This is a genomic window from Shewanella cutis (assembly GCF_022410515.1).
GTDB lineage: Bacteria > Pseudomonadota > Gammaproteobacteria > Enterobacterales > Shewanellaceae > Shewanella > Shewanella cutis.
Genome location: NZ_JACSDI010000020.1, coordinates 41537 through 56993 on the forward strand (window position 1 = coordinate 41537; position 15457 = coordinate 56993).

Genomic DNA, 15457 nt, shown 5'->3' on the forward strand with positions numbered 1-15457 from the left:
AGAGGAAATAAAGACCTCAATGATCCGAGTCGCAATCAATGGTTATGGTCGTATTGGCCGCTCAATCCTTCGCGCTTTATATGAGTCCGGAAAACGCCAGCAAATCCAAATTGTCGCGATAAACGAGTTGGCTAAGCCCGAAGCCATTGTTCATCTGACCCAGTACGATACTACCCACGGGCGGTTTCAGCCCAGAGTCAAATTAGTCGATGGGCAGATGCAGATCGGCGACGATGCTATCAAGATTTTTCACGAGCCGGATCCGGCAAAACTTCCTTGGCGTGAGTTGGATATTGATATCGTCTATGAAGCCACAGGTGCCATCTTAGATCGCCAAAGCTGCGAAGCCCATATTCAAGCGGGTGCCAAACAAGTCTTAATTAGTCATCCTTCATCGGCCGATGTCGATGCCACAATCGTTTATGGCGTGAATCAGGATTTACTGCGCGCCGAGCATACTGTGGTCTCGAATGCCTCATGCACCACCAACTGTATCGTGCCTGTGATTGATGTACTCGATAAACACTTTGGCGTGAAAAGCGGCGCGATTACCACCATTCATTCGGCGATGAACGATCAGCAAGTGATTGATGCCTATCATGATGACTTACGCCGCACCCGAGCTGCGGGTCAGTCAATCATCCCCGTCGACACTAAACTTGCCCGCGGTATCGAGCGGATTTTGCCGCATATGAAGGACAAGTTTGAGGCGATTTCGGTGCGCGTTCCCACGATCAACGTTACCGCTATCGATCTTTCGGTAACATTAGATAAAACAGTGGATATTGCGACCGTCAATCAAGTGTTAGAATTGGCAGCCAATGGACGATTTAACGGCATCTTAGGCTATACTGACGAGCCGCTGGTATCCTGTGATTTTAACCATGATCCACGCTCCAGTATTGTCGATGGCACCCAGACTCGAGTGAGCGCAGGGCAGTTGGTTAAACTGTTGCTGTGGTGCGATAACGAGTGGGGCTTTGCCAATCGTATGCTGGATACCAGTTTGGCGATGATTGCAGCTAAACAAAGCTGAAGATAAGAATTGATACCAATGGGTTAAGCCTAGTGGCCAATTCGACGGGATGTCGAGTGCCGAGTTGCTAACTACACTAACCGATTGATGAAAAACCAGTTTGTTTTTTTGATTATAAAAGGAAGCGTTACCATGGCAATTATCAATATGTCAGATTTAGATCTCCAAGGTAAGCGAGTGCTTATTCGTGAAGATCTCAATGTGCCAGTCAGCAACGGCGTCGTCACCAGTGATGCACGCCTTAGAGCCTCTCTCCCCACTATCGAGTTAGCCCTTGCCAAAGGCGCGGCTGTGATGGTGATGTCTCACTTGGGGCGTCCAACCGAAGGTGAATACAACAGCGAATTCTCCATGCAACCTGTGGTCGATTACTTGGCCAAAGCCCTGTCTTGCTCTGTGCGCTTAGCGACCGACTATTTAGACGGCGTTGAAGTCGCGGTAGGCGAAGTGGTTGTGTTTGAAAACGTTCGCTTTAACAAAGGCGAGAAGAAAAACGACGAAGCACTCTCTCAGAAGATGGCGGCGTTATGTGATGTGTATGTGATGGATGCTTTCGGCACGGCTCACCGCGCAGAAGCCTCAACCAATGGCGTTGGTTTATACGCGCCAATTGCTTGTGCAGGCCCATTATTAGCACAAGAATTAGATGCTTTAGGTAAGGCGTTAGATAATCCAGCGCGCCCATTAGTGGCGATTGTTGGTGGCTCTAAAGTGTCAACTAAGCTGACTGTACTAGAAAGTTTATCCGGCATTGTGGATCAATTAGTGGTTGGCGGTGGTATCGCCAACACCTTTATCGCTGCGGCGGGTCACAATGTAGGTAAATCCTTATACGAAGCGGATTTAATTGATGAAGCTAAGCGCTTAGTGGCGAACGCCCAAAGCCGCGGTGGCGACATTCCTGTGCCTACCGATGTGGTTGTGGCGGGTGAGTTTAGCCCAACTGCCGCAGCGACCCTAAAAGCGGTGAGTGAGGTTGGCGATAGCGATATGATTTTTGACATCGGCCCCGACAGTGCCGAAGCCTTAGCGAAAATCATTGAATCTGCTGGTACTATCGTATGGAACGGCCCTGTGGGTGTGTTCGAATTCGACCAATTTGGTGAAGGCACTAAGCGTATCGCACAAGCTATCGCTGATTCTAAAGCTTTCTCTATCGCTGGCGGTGGTGACACCTTAGCGGCAGTCGATAAATACGGTATCGCTGATAAAGTTTCTTATATCTCTACGGGCGGTGGTGCTTTCCTCGAGTTCCTCGAAGGTAAAGAGTTACCCGCTGTAGCTATGCTGAAAAAACGCGGTGCCTAACATTGAGTTAGGTATTGCGCTGTCGCGGCACTGCGCCGCGACAGCACAAAAAATGATAAAAAAATTATAAAAAAACCGCTCATTCTCTAAAGGGATTTAAACATCACTAGAGCGATTGAGCATAAAAATCCATCCAAACGATAGCGACCTCGGTGACCCAGCGTGAATGTGAAGTCACCCTATTATTGGAGTTAAAAAATGGCGTTAATTTCCCTACGACAACTACTCGATCACGCGGCAGAACATGGATACGGTGTGCCAGCGTTCAACGTAAACAACCTTGAGCAAATGCGCGCCATCATGCAGGCCGCAGAAGCCACAGACAGCCCTGTTATCGTGCAAGCCTCTGCGGGTGCGCGTAAATATGCGCGTCCTCAGTTCTTAAAATACCTGATGACGGCTGCACTTGAGCAGTATCCCGATATCCCAGTCTGTATCCACCAGGACCATGGTACTGATCCTGATATTTGTCAGCGTTCTATCCAATTAGGTATGTCATCAGTCATGATGGACGGTTCATTAATGGCCGACGGTAAAACCCCAGCTTCTTACGAGTACAACGTTGATGTGACTCGTAGAACCGTTGCTTTCGCCCACGCTTGTGGTGTGTCTGTCGAGGGTGAAATCGGTTGTTTAGGCAGCTTAGAAACCGGTACTGCTGGTGAAGAAGACGGTGTGGGCGCTGAAGGCGTATTAAGCCACGACCAACTGCTGACCAGCCCAGAAGAAGCGGCACGCTTTGTTGCTGATACCCATGTTGACGCGCTGGCGATTGCAATTGGTACCAGCCACGGTGCATACAAGTTCAGCCGTAAACCAACGGGTGATGTACTGCGAATTGATCGCATCAAAGAAATCCATGCCCGCATTCCTAACACTCACTTGGTTATGCACGGTTCATCTTCAGTGCCACAAGAATGGCTTAAGATCATCAACCAATACGGTGGTCAAATTCCTGAAACTTACGGCGTGCCATTAGAAGAAATCGTTGAAGGTATCAAACACGGTGTGCGTAAAGTGAACATCGATACTGACCTGCGTTTAGCCTCTACCGGTGCGGTACGTAAATACTTGGCCGAACACCCAAGCGAGTTCGACCCACGTAAATTCCTAAAAGCCTCTATGGAAGCGATGGCAGACATCTGTACCGTTCGCTACGAAGCCTTTGGTTGTGCGGGTCAAGCTTCTAAGATTAAGCCTTTGTCTCTACAGGCAATGTACAAAGCTTATCAATCAGGTGCCTTAGATCCTAAGATCAATCTGTAAGCCTTAAATCACTTTTCAGAGCCCGCTGATTAGCGGGCTTTTTTATGCAAAAAATCGGTGAATTTTTATTTTTCAATTGTAAATGTTAGTATTGCGCAGATTTTTAGGGGATTAAACGGAACAGGAACGGATAAACATGAAGAAAGTACTGACCGCGGCACTATTGATGACGGCGCCATTTATGGCGAATGCGGGAGCTGATTTTGTTAAAGGTGATAAGACATTTGCAGGCGAAGCCGAGCTAGGTGCTACCTTAACCACAGGCAATACTGACACCTCATCTTACAAAGGTCGCTTAAACTTCAAACACGAATTAGGTGACTGGGAAAACCAATATCTTTTAGAAGGTTTATATAAAGAAGATACGGGTGCTGTGACTGCTAAGCGTTATTTAGCCGGTGCGCAGGGCAACTATAAGATGAATGACCGCAGTTATTGGTTTGCCAATGCTAATTACGAAGTTGATCCCTTTACCGGTTATGACTACACCTTATCGGGTGCAACGGGTTATGGTCATAGACTCTTGGACACCAGCAAGACTTTCTTAGATGTTGAAATCGGTCCCGGTTATATCTATCAACGCCTTGATTCAGAACAGGCCCTGCTAGAAGGCACTGATTCTAATGACAGCGTTGTTGCCCACGGCGTGATTAACTTCGAAACTGAAATCACTGAAACCTCAAAATTCCAGCAACGTTTTGTGGCTGACTATGGTGAAAAATTAGACGCGCGCTCAGAAACCTCACTCACTGCCAATATTATTGGTGCCTTGGCGATGAAGTTTGCCATTATCGTACGTTATAACAGTGAGCCGCTGGACGATAAAAAGAGCACCGATACTGAAACGAATATGACTTTGCTCTATTCGTTCTAATCAATGTGATTGCTATCAACATAAAAGCACCGAAAGGTGCTTTTTTATTGGCTATTTTTAGACTAACTTGAAACAAAGTTAGTAAGGTCTTTATTAGGTATGTCTGTAGTTATACAAAAATTAATGTTGTAAGAGCCTTTGGTTATCAGGAAATGCATAGAAAGTTGCGTTTTGTCAAAATTTACAGAACACGAGCTATGGTAATTTGCGAACTAATTTCCCTTGCAGAGATCAACTTTGATGAAATTACAGCGGTGGTTTAGAAACAGTGGCGTGGCGATGTTGAGCCTATGCTGTGTTGCAATATTGAGCGGATTCTCACCCGCAGTTTGGGCGATGACCGCAGGAGGTGAACGGCTCGATTTAACCGCTGCAACAGTGGGTTATATTGCCGTGTGTGTCTTCGTGCTCGCTTATTTATTGGTGATGGCCGAAGAGACACTGCATCTGCGTAAATCCAAACCCGTGTTGGTCGCAGCTGGCATTATTTGGGGCATGATAGGTTTTGTGTATGTGCAAAATGGTATGTCAGAGGTTTCTGAGACGGCCTTTAAGCACAATTTATTAGAATATGCCGAGTTATTACTCTTCTTATTGGTGGCGATGACGTATATCAATGCCATGGAAGAACGTAATTTATTCGATGCCATTCGTGGCTGGTTAGTGGGACGTGGTTTTAGCCTGCGAACTGTTTTTTGGCTAACGGGTTTTATGGCTTTCTTTATTTCGCCCGTGGCTGATAACTTAACTACGGCGTTATTAATGTGCGCTGTGGTAATGAAAGTTGGGGCTGGACAGCGAAAATTCATTACACTCGCTTGTATTAATATTGTGGTGGCGGCCAATGCGGGCGGTGCATTTAGTCCCTTTGGAGATATCACTACCTTGATGGTGTGGCAAAAGGGCTTAGTGCATTTTGCGGATTTCTTCCATCTGTTTATTCCTGCACTAGTCAATTTTGCCTTACCTGCTGCGATCATGAGTATATTCATTCCGCACTATATACCTCAACCTGAAAAAGAGCAGGTTTACACTAAACCTGGCGCTAAACGTATCGTCGCCCTCTTCTTGCTGACAATTGCTACCGCGGTGTGTGCTCACTCCTTCCTTGGTATGCCGCCTGTGCTTGGGATGATGACAGGTCTTGGTTTCTTACAATTCTTTGGTTATTACCTGCGTAAGACCTTTGATCGCTCCGTTGCCCGTGAACGTGCCAAAGCGGAATTGCGTCAGGACGAGCAGCGTCTTCAGCAGCTTGGTAGTGTGGTGCCCTTCGATGTGTTTAGCCGTATCTCCCGCGCTGAATGGGATACCTTACTGTTCTTCTACGGTGTGGTTTTGTGTGTTGGCGGCCTAGGCTTCATGGGTTACTTGAGCTTAGTGTCTGAGGCCTTATATTCCAATTGGGATGCGACCTATGCCAACGTAGCCATCGGTCTGTTGTCTTCGGTTGTTGATAATATTCCGGTGATGTTTGCAGTGTTGACGATGAACCCCGAGATGGCCTTAGGCCAATGGTTACTGGTAACGTTAACCGCTGGGGTTGGGGGCAGTTTATTGTCAATTGGCAGTGCTGCAGGGGTTGCACTAATGGGACAAGCGAGGGGGATTTACACCTTCGGCGCTCACTTACGTTGGACACCTGTCATTGCGCTGGGTTATGTCGCGAGCATTTTAGTACATATGTGGCTCAATGCTGCAATGTTTTAAGAACAAATGAATCATGTTGTATCAATGTGCTCTTTTAGCATTTAATTTTTTATTGATGTAATTCACAGATTATTTCACTATGAATTGTGACTTAGTCTAGATCACAGTGAAATCGATTTGTTACAGGTATACTTAGCCCATCATTTTTTGACGTGAGGGCTAAGATGCAAATTGGGTGTTGTTGGTTTTGTGTACGTAAACAGCAGCTGCATAATCAAATTTCTGATCGTTGCTGGGATCTTGAGCCGGATGAGTTTCTCGTTATTCAGTATTTAATTGAGTATCAAGGTAAGGTTGTTTCGCGATTTGAGTTGATGCAAATAGTCTCTCAACATTATCGAGGGAGTCGTCCTTATGAGCGTCTTGAACAAATCATCCAGCAATTAAAGCGCTTTTTAGGTGATGATAATTTATCTTACATAGGTAAAATGTCTGATCAAGGTTATGTGCTATATAAAGCACCAGTAAAAAAGGTCTCAGGGATATTAGGTACGCCCTTTATTAAAATTGAGGCCTTGCCGTTCTTTTTATTATTGTCTTTGGGATTTATCACTTTTTGCGTATTTTTTAATCGTATAGGTAATCCTACCTCTATCAGCCCTAATTATAGTCAGCAATTAACTTTAGCTGATGACAGGGTGGCAGAAGTTTCTTTTTATACAGGTAAGCAAAAAATGAAAACGATAAAACCTTTTGTTAATCAATTTATATCGCAGGTGTCTGCATGTGCAGTATTTCCTTGGCAATCCATATCTGTTTCAGTATCTAATGGCCAGCAAATGCTTACGATTTTTCTCGATGATAAAACCAAAAGTACGAATTACAAGATCATTAAGCTTTTCTCAAATGATTTTAATTCCGATGATTTTGATTTGAATTGGTTAAAGCAGGTAGGTATTTGTGACGAAGTTTGATTTAATTAAAAGTATATGGAAACGTATTCGATTATGGCATTATTTAGCAATTTTATTTATCGGTACGATTTTATTTCTATTGATAAATGATGATATTGGTGGCAAAGAGACTCTGGATTTAAGTTGTTATGCTGAGTTGTATGCTTCTCCCTTCGTGGTAAATCAATCCTCAAAATTAAACAAAAACTTAACGCTTAATATTAATCTTGAGGGGGATGCCATTAAGCTGTCTTACCATTATGGAGTGGGGGGGAGGAATATCGCTTCGATCGTTTACCACGGTGAGTCATTAGCATTTGAAGTTGGCAGCATGACCTATAAATTGAGAGTTGACACTGCAAGCGTTGAAATGGATTTGCTCCAAACTGAGTTGCCAGGACCGATTCACGATGCGGTAGATAAATCTCGGGGCGTGCTAGTTAAAGAGGGTGTGATTGATTTTGATATGCAAATTGTTGATTTTGATACGGTAAATGATTTCACCTTAGTGAAGTTTCGGCCTAGTGGTTCTTTGTGGGCTTGTCGCTCTAATAGTACACCGTTAATTAAAGGATTAGCTTCGGTTTTTTAATATGAGTTTTATTGAACAACCCGGCTGTATGGCGCTACTACCGGGTTGAGTGCTTGCGTGAGGCAATGTTGCTCGTTTGTCAGAGCGTCGCCACCGAGATTAATTTAAGAGTGTTATGCGTTTGAGTGCCATAGATCTGAATCGCGACTTTAATTTGGGACACTGCGCCACTCGGATCCTTTGACTGCCAATCGAGTCCTGCTATTTCAAACTGATATTGACCATTTTTTACCTCAGTCAACTTGCCACTGCACTCACCTTTGCTTTGGCAACGATAGTTTTGAGTGACATGCCAACGCTTCCATGCTTTAGGATTTGGCGAAGATTTATGTTTATCTGGAAAGCCAAAATAATAAATATCGTAGTTTTTTGCTGTGATAATTGCCGCTTGATTAGCATCTGTCAGCGAAAATACCAAAGTACCTGTATCGGGATCAAATTGCTCTACAGCCAGATTTATCTGTGTCGCTTCGTCAATGCTCACTGTTTTCTCAACGGGTGGCGGTGGAGGCGTGATTGCCTCTGATTTGTTATCTTCACTACCACAGCCAGTAAGGACCAGCGTGCCGAGGGTTAACGCAAGTAATGGGTATTTCATCACTGCCTCCTTAATTGAAATGTCCAGTGTGGCAAGTGGTACATTCCATATCGGTTTTAACGCTTGCCGCAGATCCAAAAGTATCAGCACTTCCGTGGCAGGATTGGCAAGTTTGCGCTTCTGTTGACGGCTTGCTACTCGGTAAGGCACCGATATTCTCTCCTTGGTGGGCACGGTTTAGCAGTTCGACTAAGTAATACGCCATTGAAGCGGATAGGCGATAACAACGCTCACCTTTTTTAGAAAAGGGCAGTCCTGAGGCTCTAGACCAGTTGCTGATAGAAGAGTGGCATAACACACTCATGGCCTTTGATGAGCTCCCCACTAGGGCGGTTTTTTCTGTGGTTGAGCCTATGCCTGCGATAAATTCTGGCGAAGATAAGGGTAAGGTGGTGTTTTCATAGTAGCGGAAAGTATTGGCAATTACGGCGTTATTTTGACCATTAATATCATCTAAGATATTGACTAACATACCAATAGCATTAAGGTTGCCACAAAGCGTGCCTTGGCCTGTCACGCCCGCAAAGCCATAACCCGCGAGCGCGGTGGGAATGCTCTTAAACTTGTCGGCATCGGCACTATTCGATTGGGCTAGCATAGTGACCACAGAATGAAACACTTGGTGCATACAGCCGCCACCTGTTTGGTAAGCGAGTTTGGCCGTGGCCATTGGATCAAGCGGTACATATTTGAGTTTTTCCCCGAGTGCTAATTGATATTGACCGTCGGCATTGGTCGCCGCAAATGCTGACGTACCCATTAATGTTGCGCCCGCTGCCGCTGTGCTGATGCCGATAATACGAGTTAATGCTTGGCGTCGATTAATGCTCATCATGAATATCCTCTTTTAGTAATTGCTTTTATTTATCAATCAGAAAACTTGGTTGATGAAAGCAATTTTAAGGAGGTAGAAGATAAATAATGTGATTTGAGAGAGAGGATATTCGACTTATTTTTGAGGGAGACGACCTTGTGTTTTTAATCGTTTTTGAAGATGAAGTGAGTGAGATTGTTCGGTGTTGATCGATTGTGATGTGAGGTAAAATACGATATTTGTAGCATTTATGTAAATTTTGGCGAATTTATCAGCCAAAACTGATGCTGTAAATGTCATTTACCTCTGTGAACTAAAGCAGATTTTCATTGCATCGCTGCAACCTAGGGCTTATCTCACGAAATGTAATTATTTGCCCCCTTGGGTTAACGGGATCACAGTAATCATTAGCAGTATTGCATAGACTTAATTCCATGATTTTATAGGCTCGGGGTTTTCGATATGCAAGTGGGGAGCTGTTGGTTTGACAAAGAGCGTGGCTTGCTTGTCGAACAGGCTCGGAACGAATCTTGGCACCTTCCCCGTGCTGAGTTGCAAGTGTTGAGCCTATTGGTTGAACATCAAGGTAAACTGGTCTCAAAGCATGATCTTAAGACTGGTGATGGCGAGCATCCACCGCTAACGGATACTTCACTCGCCCGTGCGGTATTTATGATCCGCTCTTTTTTGGGGCCGCAATATGAAGGGTTGATTGAAACCGTCAAGGGTCAAGGTTATTTGCTGCACAATACCCAAGGGCAGCGGTTAAAAAGTTTTCACTACCACAGATTACAGTCTTTACCCTGGTGGAGTGTGCTGCTCGTGTTTGGCTTTATGTTGGCTATTTCAGGTTTTTATCTGAGTCGAATTGACCACAGTGTTCCCACTGAACCTCTATTATCAACCGAATTCCCCTTAGCCTCAGGGCAGCATATACGCTTGCACCTTTATGCCAATTCTAAGACCAATAATACCTTGTTATTTGAGTTAGGAGACCGCTTAGGGCAGGGCTTGAGCCTTTGTGAACACAGTGATTGGTCTGAGGTTTACTCTTCACTTTCCCATGATAAACAAGTGTTTAATATTACTTTACGTGGTTATAAGCTCGGGCAGTCGGTTATTCGGAATTTAAAGATTAGCGATTTTAGACGCCCTAAAGAGTTTATTGATACGCAGTGGCTACAGGAGGTTGGGATCTGTGGCTAAGTGGCTAAAGTGGACCATCAATCTAACCATTCTCACGGCGCTAATTGTAGCTTGTGGGGTGATTTATCTACAATCGGTCTCAAATAAAGCGGTGATCCTCAACTGCAGCTCTGAACTTTTTGATCGCCACGCTCAGCGAGCTGACGACGGTAAATACTATCTACTGGTCGATGTACTGATCTCCTCTGGTAATGCGCAGATTAATTACCGTTACTTCAACCTTGATGGTTCCAGTGCTGGCACCATTCTGATGCAGGGCGAAGTGCAAAATATGGAGCTTAATCGGATGGCCTACAACGTGTCGGTTAAGACCAAGACAGAATCAGAGGAGGTCGATAAAAAACATTGGCCTGAGCATATGAAGTATCTCTCCTACATCAGCAGCTTACATTTTAGTGAGTCAGGCAGACATAACCTCAGCATTGAAGTACTCGATAGCGATGCTAGCCAAGACTATGCGGTGGTCTTGTTTCAACCCAGCAACACGGTTTGTGGTTGCCGAATCGTCAATAGCCGAATTTAATCAGTGAATTTGCTGCGCTTTCGGTTTAGATTATCTTTTCCATGGTGTTAATGCCGACCCTTGGTTCCAGTCATAAAGGTTTTTGTGTTTAAGATACGTGTCAAACAAGAAGAATCTCTGTCGATTAAGTTCAGCCATCAGATGGAAAAGGGCGATAATCGTCAACTCGACCTCTATTTCTTTTTGCCTAAAGAAATGGGCATAGGCGCGCACACCTTAAACGAAGAAGAGTACTACCATAGCAGCATTGTTGGCCGCCGCTCTTATTACTCCGAGGGTCTACATTTACCGCTGGTACAAGGGCGATTCGCCAGTATGAATCGCCGCACCGTGGAAGAGTTTAGGTTGTACTTAAACTTGTTTGCCTACCAATTTGCGGTGGCGGTTGAAAACGATGTTAAAGAACTCAATCGGATTGCCGATGTGGAGCACTTTTATCTCGCACTCGATGAGCTGTGTGAGCAGATAACCCAATTGCTGAAAAAGTTTCGCCGTAATGAACCGGGCGATCCTAAATGGAAATCCTATTTTGAAAATGCTGATAACTATCTGTCTTGGTTTTGTGAGCAGCAACTGTTAAAAGTGTTAGCCCATGCCACCCGTACCAGCGATTTTTCCGACATTCAGGAGCGCGTACTCACCCTGTGTCGCAATGAGTCTGCCTATCGCGATGCTAATAACTATAACTCGGCTCAGACTAAGCAAGATCCCAACCGAATTTCAAATAAGATGCTGTTATTAAGGCGTTTAATTCAGCAAGGGGTTGTTCTTAAAGAAGAATTAAAACCACTGGGCATTGGCCTTAAAAAGTTCACAACGGGGCTTGCCACGGCATTAGTCATGTTGGTGGTGTCGGCGCTGATTATTGAAGCCCAGGGGGTTTTTAGTGGTTTTACCATCGCCCTTGTGTTGACCTTAGCGGTGATTTACGGATTTCGGGAAATCTTTAAGGATGATGTGCGCAATGCCCTATGGCGTTTTATTCAGCGTGGTCGGCCGCGTTGGAGCCGTATCTTAAGGGATACCACCAGTCAGGCGGTTATTGCTAAACAATTAGTGTGGTTGGAGTTTATGCGTCAGCAGGACTTACCTGAAAAGGTGAGTGAAATCCTAAAACATAGGCATAGCCAAAATAAGGTTGATGCCGAGATCCTGCATTACAAGATTGCGACGCGGGTGAATCAAGGTGAGTTTCAGGCGGGTTACTCCACGATTCAAGAGCAAGTTAACTTTAGTTTTGTGCCGTTTGCCCGTTACTTAGAGCGGGGCAAGGCCAAGATTTACAAGGAGCTTGAGGGCAAAATTAGCCATGAGTCAGTCGAGCGCCGTTATCAAGTCAATCTGATTTTAGTGCTGCGTGATGGCCGTGACGCGCCAGAATACGCCCGCTATAAAATCACCATGAACCGCTCTGCGATTATCGAGATCACCCAAAGCCAGTTGCCCGATTCTTTCAATCTGCCCGTTAAGATGGATGACGAGTAAAGGCTTGACCAATATTCTGATCGTTATTCTGCTTTGCCCGTTTAAGCGCCACTTCGGCATTACTGAGGTATTGCTCTAAGCTTTGTCCTTCCTGATAGCTGGCGATGCCGATGCTGATCCCTTCACCTAAGCCGTTGCTATTGAGTTTTTCGATGGTATTGAGGGCAAAGTGATGCGCTGCGGTAGCATCGGTATCTGGCAATAACAACAATAGTTTACCCAGTTGCCAATGGAGTATTTGGTAATGGGTTGGGATCTCTAGTAATAGTTGAACTTCCACTTCCTGTTGGCGATTTTCAAGTTGATCGATATCGCTCATATGGCTCAGTAATCCTTCAGGATTGATGTCCATGACCAGTAGGCTTGAGTTACTGCGGCTTTGAGGGGACAGTGAGGCAAAATAACGTTCTAGATCTGACAGGTGTTGCAAAATCGTGCTGCGATGTGGCACAAAATTACGACCTTCAGCACCACGTTGGCCGTCGTTAGCTTGTTCTAAGGTACAGATGATGTAGTCTATTTCGCCGTCAGCGGCAACATGACCCTTCAGTGTTGCCTGTAAACAATTGGAATGGCGAAGATTAGGCGAACTGAGGATCTGCCCTTGCCATTGGCCTTGCATGTTGATTTGGGCGGTGATCCGCTGCCATTGATTGCCTATATCATTGGCGAGTAATGAGGCTAAATCATGGTTCAAATCGCCATTGAGTTGCATGAGTTGATCAAATACAGGGTTGATTTTTATCAACTTACCATTGGCATCCGTCAATGCTGTCGCCACTGTAGTATCGCAGAGTAGCTCGCTTAAGAATGCTTGATTATGACTGCTAATAATCTCACTGATATCCTCTAGTGTGACTAACATATTAGGCATACCGCGCCCTAATTTCGGTGCCTGTCGCACGTTGACTTTTAGTGTTGAGCCCTTGTCATTTTCGAGGGATATGTTGCCTGACCATTCGCCCAATCGATGCACTTGTTCGACAATTTGTGTGTGTGTCAGGTCATCGAGATTCAGTGCTCGTTGTAGACTTCGATCCGTCAGTTCGTCCTGTGGAACTTGAGTCGCCTCGGCCGCTTTGGGGTTGGCACTGATAATTCGCGCCTGCTCATTGGCTAAAATAAAGCCAACCTCACTGTTAAATAGTGTATTTGCAACGTCAATACTGTATTGGCGCGAACGATACTGTAACCGATACATATGGCTCAGTAGAATCACCCAAGCAGCCAGAAAGGTAAGCATTAAGGAGGCGACTATGACGATGTTCTGCCACTGGGAAAACTTTGAGGCGATATCATCGTTACGAATATAAGAGAGTAAAAAATAGTCGCGGCGTAGCTCAGGTTGATTGGTGAGTTCAATTTTGAGGTAAACGAAGGTTGCGTCTTCACCATGGAACTGGCCAAAGTTACTCATCGACATTTCTCGCCACAGTGCCGGATAACTCTGGCGTAAACTCGCTCCTAGAGTGTCGGGGATATGGGGTAGCGGTGCCAGCTCGCTCACACCAGCATAGAGTAATCCCTGAGTATCTAGCACTAACATGGGCGATTTATTGCTCGAAAAGGCAGGTTTTATCGCCTCTAACATCTGTACCATTGAATTGTAAGTGATGAGATAGCCCATGGAACTTTGATCGGGTTTTTCCAGCCAAGTCATTTGGTACATATAGGGTTCAAGTATGCCATTTAAGGGCACAAACTCTAAGGGCGAGGTAAATACTTCTTTTCCGCCTAAATTACGGCTCGAGCCTAGCAGTGCTGGGGGAAGGGCGTCCTGACTAAAGTTGGCTGGTGTTGCAAACTTATAATTTCCTTGGGGGTCGAAGAGGGCAATTCCAAGTAGTTCGGGAATATGCTGAACGAGTTCTTGCCAACTTTCCTGTAATTTTTGCTGTGAAGCTGGCGTCGGATTTTTAAGATACTGGTTAAGTAATTCATCCTTGGCAAACAACTGCGTGCGAAACTGCTGAAAAGCGACCTTATCGGTGATCAATGTACCTATAGTTTGCAATTCGCTATATCTTTGTGTTGCCCACTCTTCCTGCAACCTTCTTTCACCTAACGTTATGATTAAGAGAGTTAAAATAATCATACCTATCACTAGCATCGATAACTGGCTCGCAACGGCTAACATGCGTTGGTGAGACCAATGCAGTCCTTGAGTTAATGAAAGTAATGATGCGAGTGGTTGCAGGCTTGGATTATTCTTCAGCATGGGCCGATTTAGGGTTGATGATCTGTTAATTTGGCTATGTTAACACGAATGAATTGTTACGACAGTGGCAAGTTGCTCAGCGATAAATTTATCATTGAGCAACTGAGTTAATTCTTGGGTATCTATGAACCTGAATCTGGTTCTTGAGTTTTTTGTGGCGATATTACCCGAGCGTGCCTAATACTCTGTGTTTAAACTCGCAGCCAGCAGCCAGCACTTGCTCACGGCAAAGGTCGATATCTACCCCGTCTAATCCTTCAATCGCTGAGACTTGCACTCGCTCAATATAGTGGGGCGCGAGGGCGATAAAGGCATTTACCGCTGCGTAGGAGTCTGCAAGTTTGGGACGGCAATGCTGATTATAGGCAGCCTCATTATCGGCATTGAGGGAAATAGATAAACCATCAACACACTCCGCTAGTTCGGGCAGAATGTTACGTCTATGCACAAGATTGCCTAATCCATCAGTATTGACCCTAACTCGACCGCCGCGACGTTTGATTTCCTTGGCCACAGCAAGCAGCGTCGGAAGGTTCATGGTCGGCTCGCCATAGCCGCAAAACACATATTCCTCGAAGTCTTCCACATTGCCTAAGAGTGGAATAATTTCCTCGGGTTTGGGTTGATGGGTTAGTGCCAATTGATATTCATGGATTTGTTTGCTGCCATTGTGTTTCGGGCAGAATACACAACGCAGAGTGCAGCGGCCGGTGATGTTGAGGTAACGGCTTTTACGAATATCGTAGACCAAGGTTTCGGTGGCACAGGTCTCATTGGTACAGACTTCTGCGGTGGTATTGCCATTGGCTAAGGTCTCGGTGGCGATGAGCTGTTCGGGTTTTGTTCGAGAGGTGTGTGAGTTTGGCATACAGCGGCTTTGTTGGCTTTTGGCAATAACTTAAGCTGAGTGTAACCAAAGCGCCTAGGGATAACT

The 15457-nt window shown here is 45.3% G+C and carries 14 protein-coding genes; 10 read left to right on the top strand and 4 right to left on the bottom strand.

Going from position 1 to position 15457, the window contains the following annotated elements; genetic code table 11:
• Positions 1–19 precede the first annotated feature (19 nt).
• From epd to H9J30_RS18380, 7 genes are all read left to right on the top strand, one after another.
• Positions 20–1036, top strand: coding sequence for an erythrose-4-phosphate dehydrogenase (epd, locus tag H9J30_RS18350; protein ID WP_240132328.1), 1017 nt, complete (start codon positions 20–22; stop codon positions 1034–1036).
• 132 nt (positions 1037–1168) lie between these two features.
• Positions 1169–2344: a phosphoglycerate kinase gene (locus H9J30_RS18355; protein WP_240132329.1), complete on the top strand. Its 1176-nt coding sequence runs from the start codon at positions 1169–1171 to the stop codon at positions 2342–2344.
• 198 nt (positions 2345–2542) lie between these two features.
• On the top strand, positions 2543–3610 hold the full coding sequence (gene fba, locus H9J30_RS18360; protein WP_011071213.1) for a class II fructose-bisphosphate aldolase: 1068 nt from the start codon (positions 2543–2545) through the stop codon (positions 3608–3610).
• A gap of 136 nt (positions 3611–3746) precedes the next feature.
• Positions 3747–4484, top strand: coding sequence for a DUF481 domain-containing protein (locus H9J30_RS18365; RefSeq protein WP_011071214.1), 738 nt, complete (start codon positions 3747–3749; stop codon positions 4482–4484).
• A 240-nt stretch (positions 4485–4724) separates the two neighbouring features.
• Complete coding sequence (gene nhaD, locus H9J30_RS18370; protein ID WP_240132330.1) at positions 4725–6194, top strand: sodium:proton antiporter NhaD; 1470 nt, start codon at positions 4725–4727, stop codon at positions 6192–6194.
• A gap of 164 nt (positions 6195–6358) precedes the next feature.
• Entirely contained in the window at positions 6359–7108 is a 750-nt protein-coding gene (locus H9J30_RS18375) for a winged helix-turn-helix domain-containing protein (protein ID WP_240132331.1), read from the top strand.
• Positions 7095–7679 carry a hypothetical protein gene (locus H9J30_RS18380; protein ID WP_240132332.1) on the top strand — a complete coding sequence of 195 codons (585 nt, stop codon included), beginning with the start codon at positions 7095–7097 and terminating at the stop codon, positions 7677–7679. The genes H9J30_RS18375 and H9J30_RS18380 overlap by 14 nt, the downstream gene beginning before the upstream one ends.
• Before the next feature lie 79 nt (positions 7680–7758).
• On the opposite strand, the gene H9J30_RS18385 is transcribed toward H9J30_RS18380, so the two are convergent.
• Both H9J30_RS18385 and H9J30_RS18390 read right to left on the bottom strand, forming a co-directional pair.
• Positions 7759–8277: a hypothetical protein gene (locus tag H9J30_RS18385; protein ID WP_240132333.1), complete on the bottom strand. Its 519-nt coding sequence runs from the start codon at positions 8275–8277 to the stop codon at positions 7759–7761.
• Between the two features lie 10 nt (positions 8278–8287).
• Entirely contained in the window at positions 8288–9109 is an 822-nt protein-coding gene (locus H9J30_RS18390) for a cytochrome c3 family protein (RefSeq protein WP_240132350.1), read from the bottom strand.
• 444 nt (positions 9110–9553) lie between these two features.
• Here H9J30_RS18390 and H9J30_RS18395 point away from each other — a divergent pair, with 444 nt between their 5' ends.
• From H9J30_RS18395 to H9J30_RS18405, 3 genes are all read left to right on the top strand, one after another.
• The gene (locus tag H9J30_RS18395; protein WP_240132334.1) at positions 9554–10297 is read left to right on the top strand and encodes a winged helix-turn-helix domain-containing protein; all 744 of its coding nucleotides are present in this window, start codon (positions 9554–9556) and stop codon (positions 10295–10297) included.
• Positions 10290–10820 (top strand): hypothetical protein, encoded by a 531-nt coding sequence (locus tag H9J30_RS18400; protein ID WP_240132335.1) that lies wholly within the window; start codon positions 10290–10292, stop codon positions 10818–10820. The genes H9J30_RS18395 and H9J30_RS18400 overlap by 8 nt, the downstream gene beginning before the upstream one ends.
• Positions 10821–10904: 84 nt before the next feature.
• Positions 10905–12305: a hypothetical protein gene (locus H9J30_RS18405; protein WP_240132336.1), complete on the top strand. Its 1401-nt coding sequence runs from the start codon at positions 10905–10907 to the stop codon at positions 12303–12305.
• Here H9J30_RS18405 and H9J30_RS18410 read toward each other — a convergent pair.
• Together H9J30_RS18410 and H9J30_RS18415 are read right to left on the bottom strand one after the other, a co-directional pair.
• Positions 12286–14523, bottom strand: coding sequence for a PAS domain-containing protein (locus tag H9J30_RS18410; RefSeq protein ID WP_240132337.1), 2238 nt, complete (start codon positions 14521–14523; stop codon positions 12286–12288). The two genes, H9J30_RS18405 and H9J30_RS18410, sit on opposite strands and share 20 nt — an antisense overlap.
• A 163-nt stretch (positions 14524–14686) precedes the next feature.
• On the bottom strand, positions 14687–15391 hold the full coding sequence (locus H9J30_RS18415; protein ID WP_240132338.1) for a TatD family nuclease-associated radical SAM protein: 705 nt from the start codon (positions 15389–15391) through the stop codon (positions 14687–14689).
• Between the last annotated feature and the right edge of the window lie 66 nt (positions 15392–15457).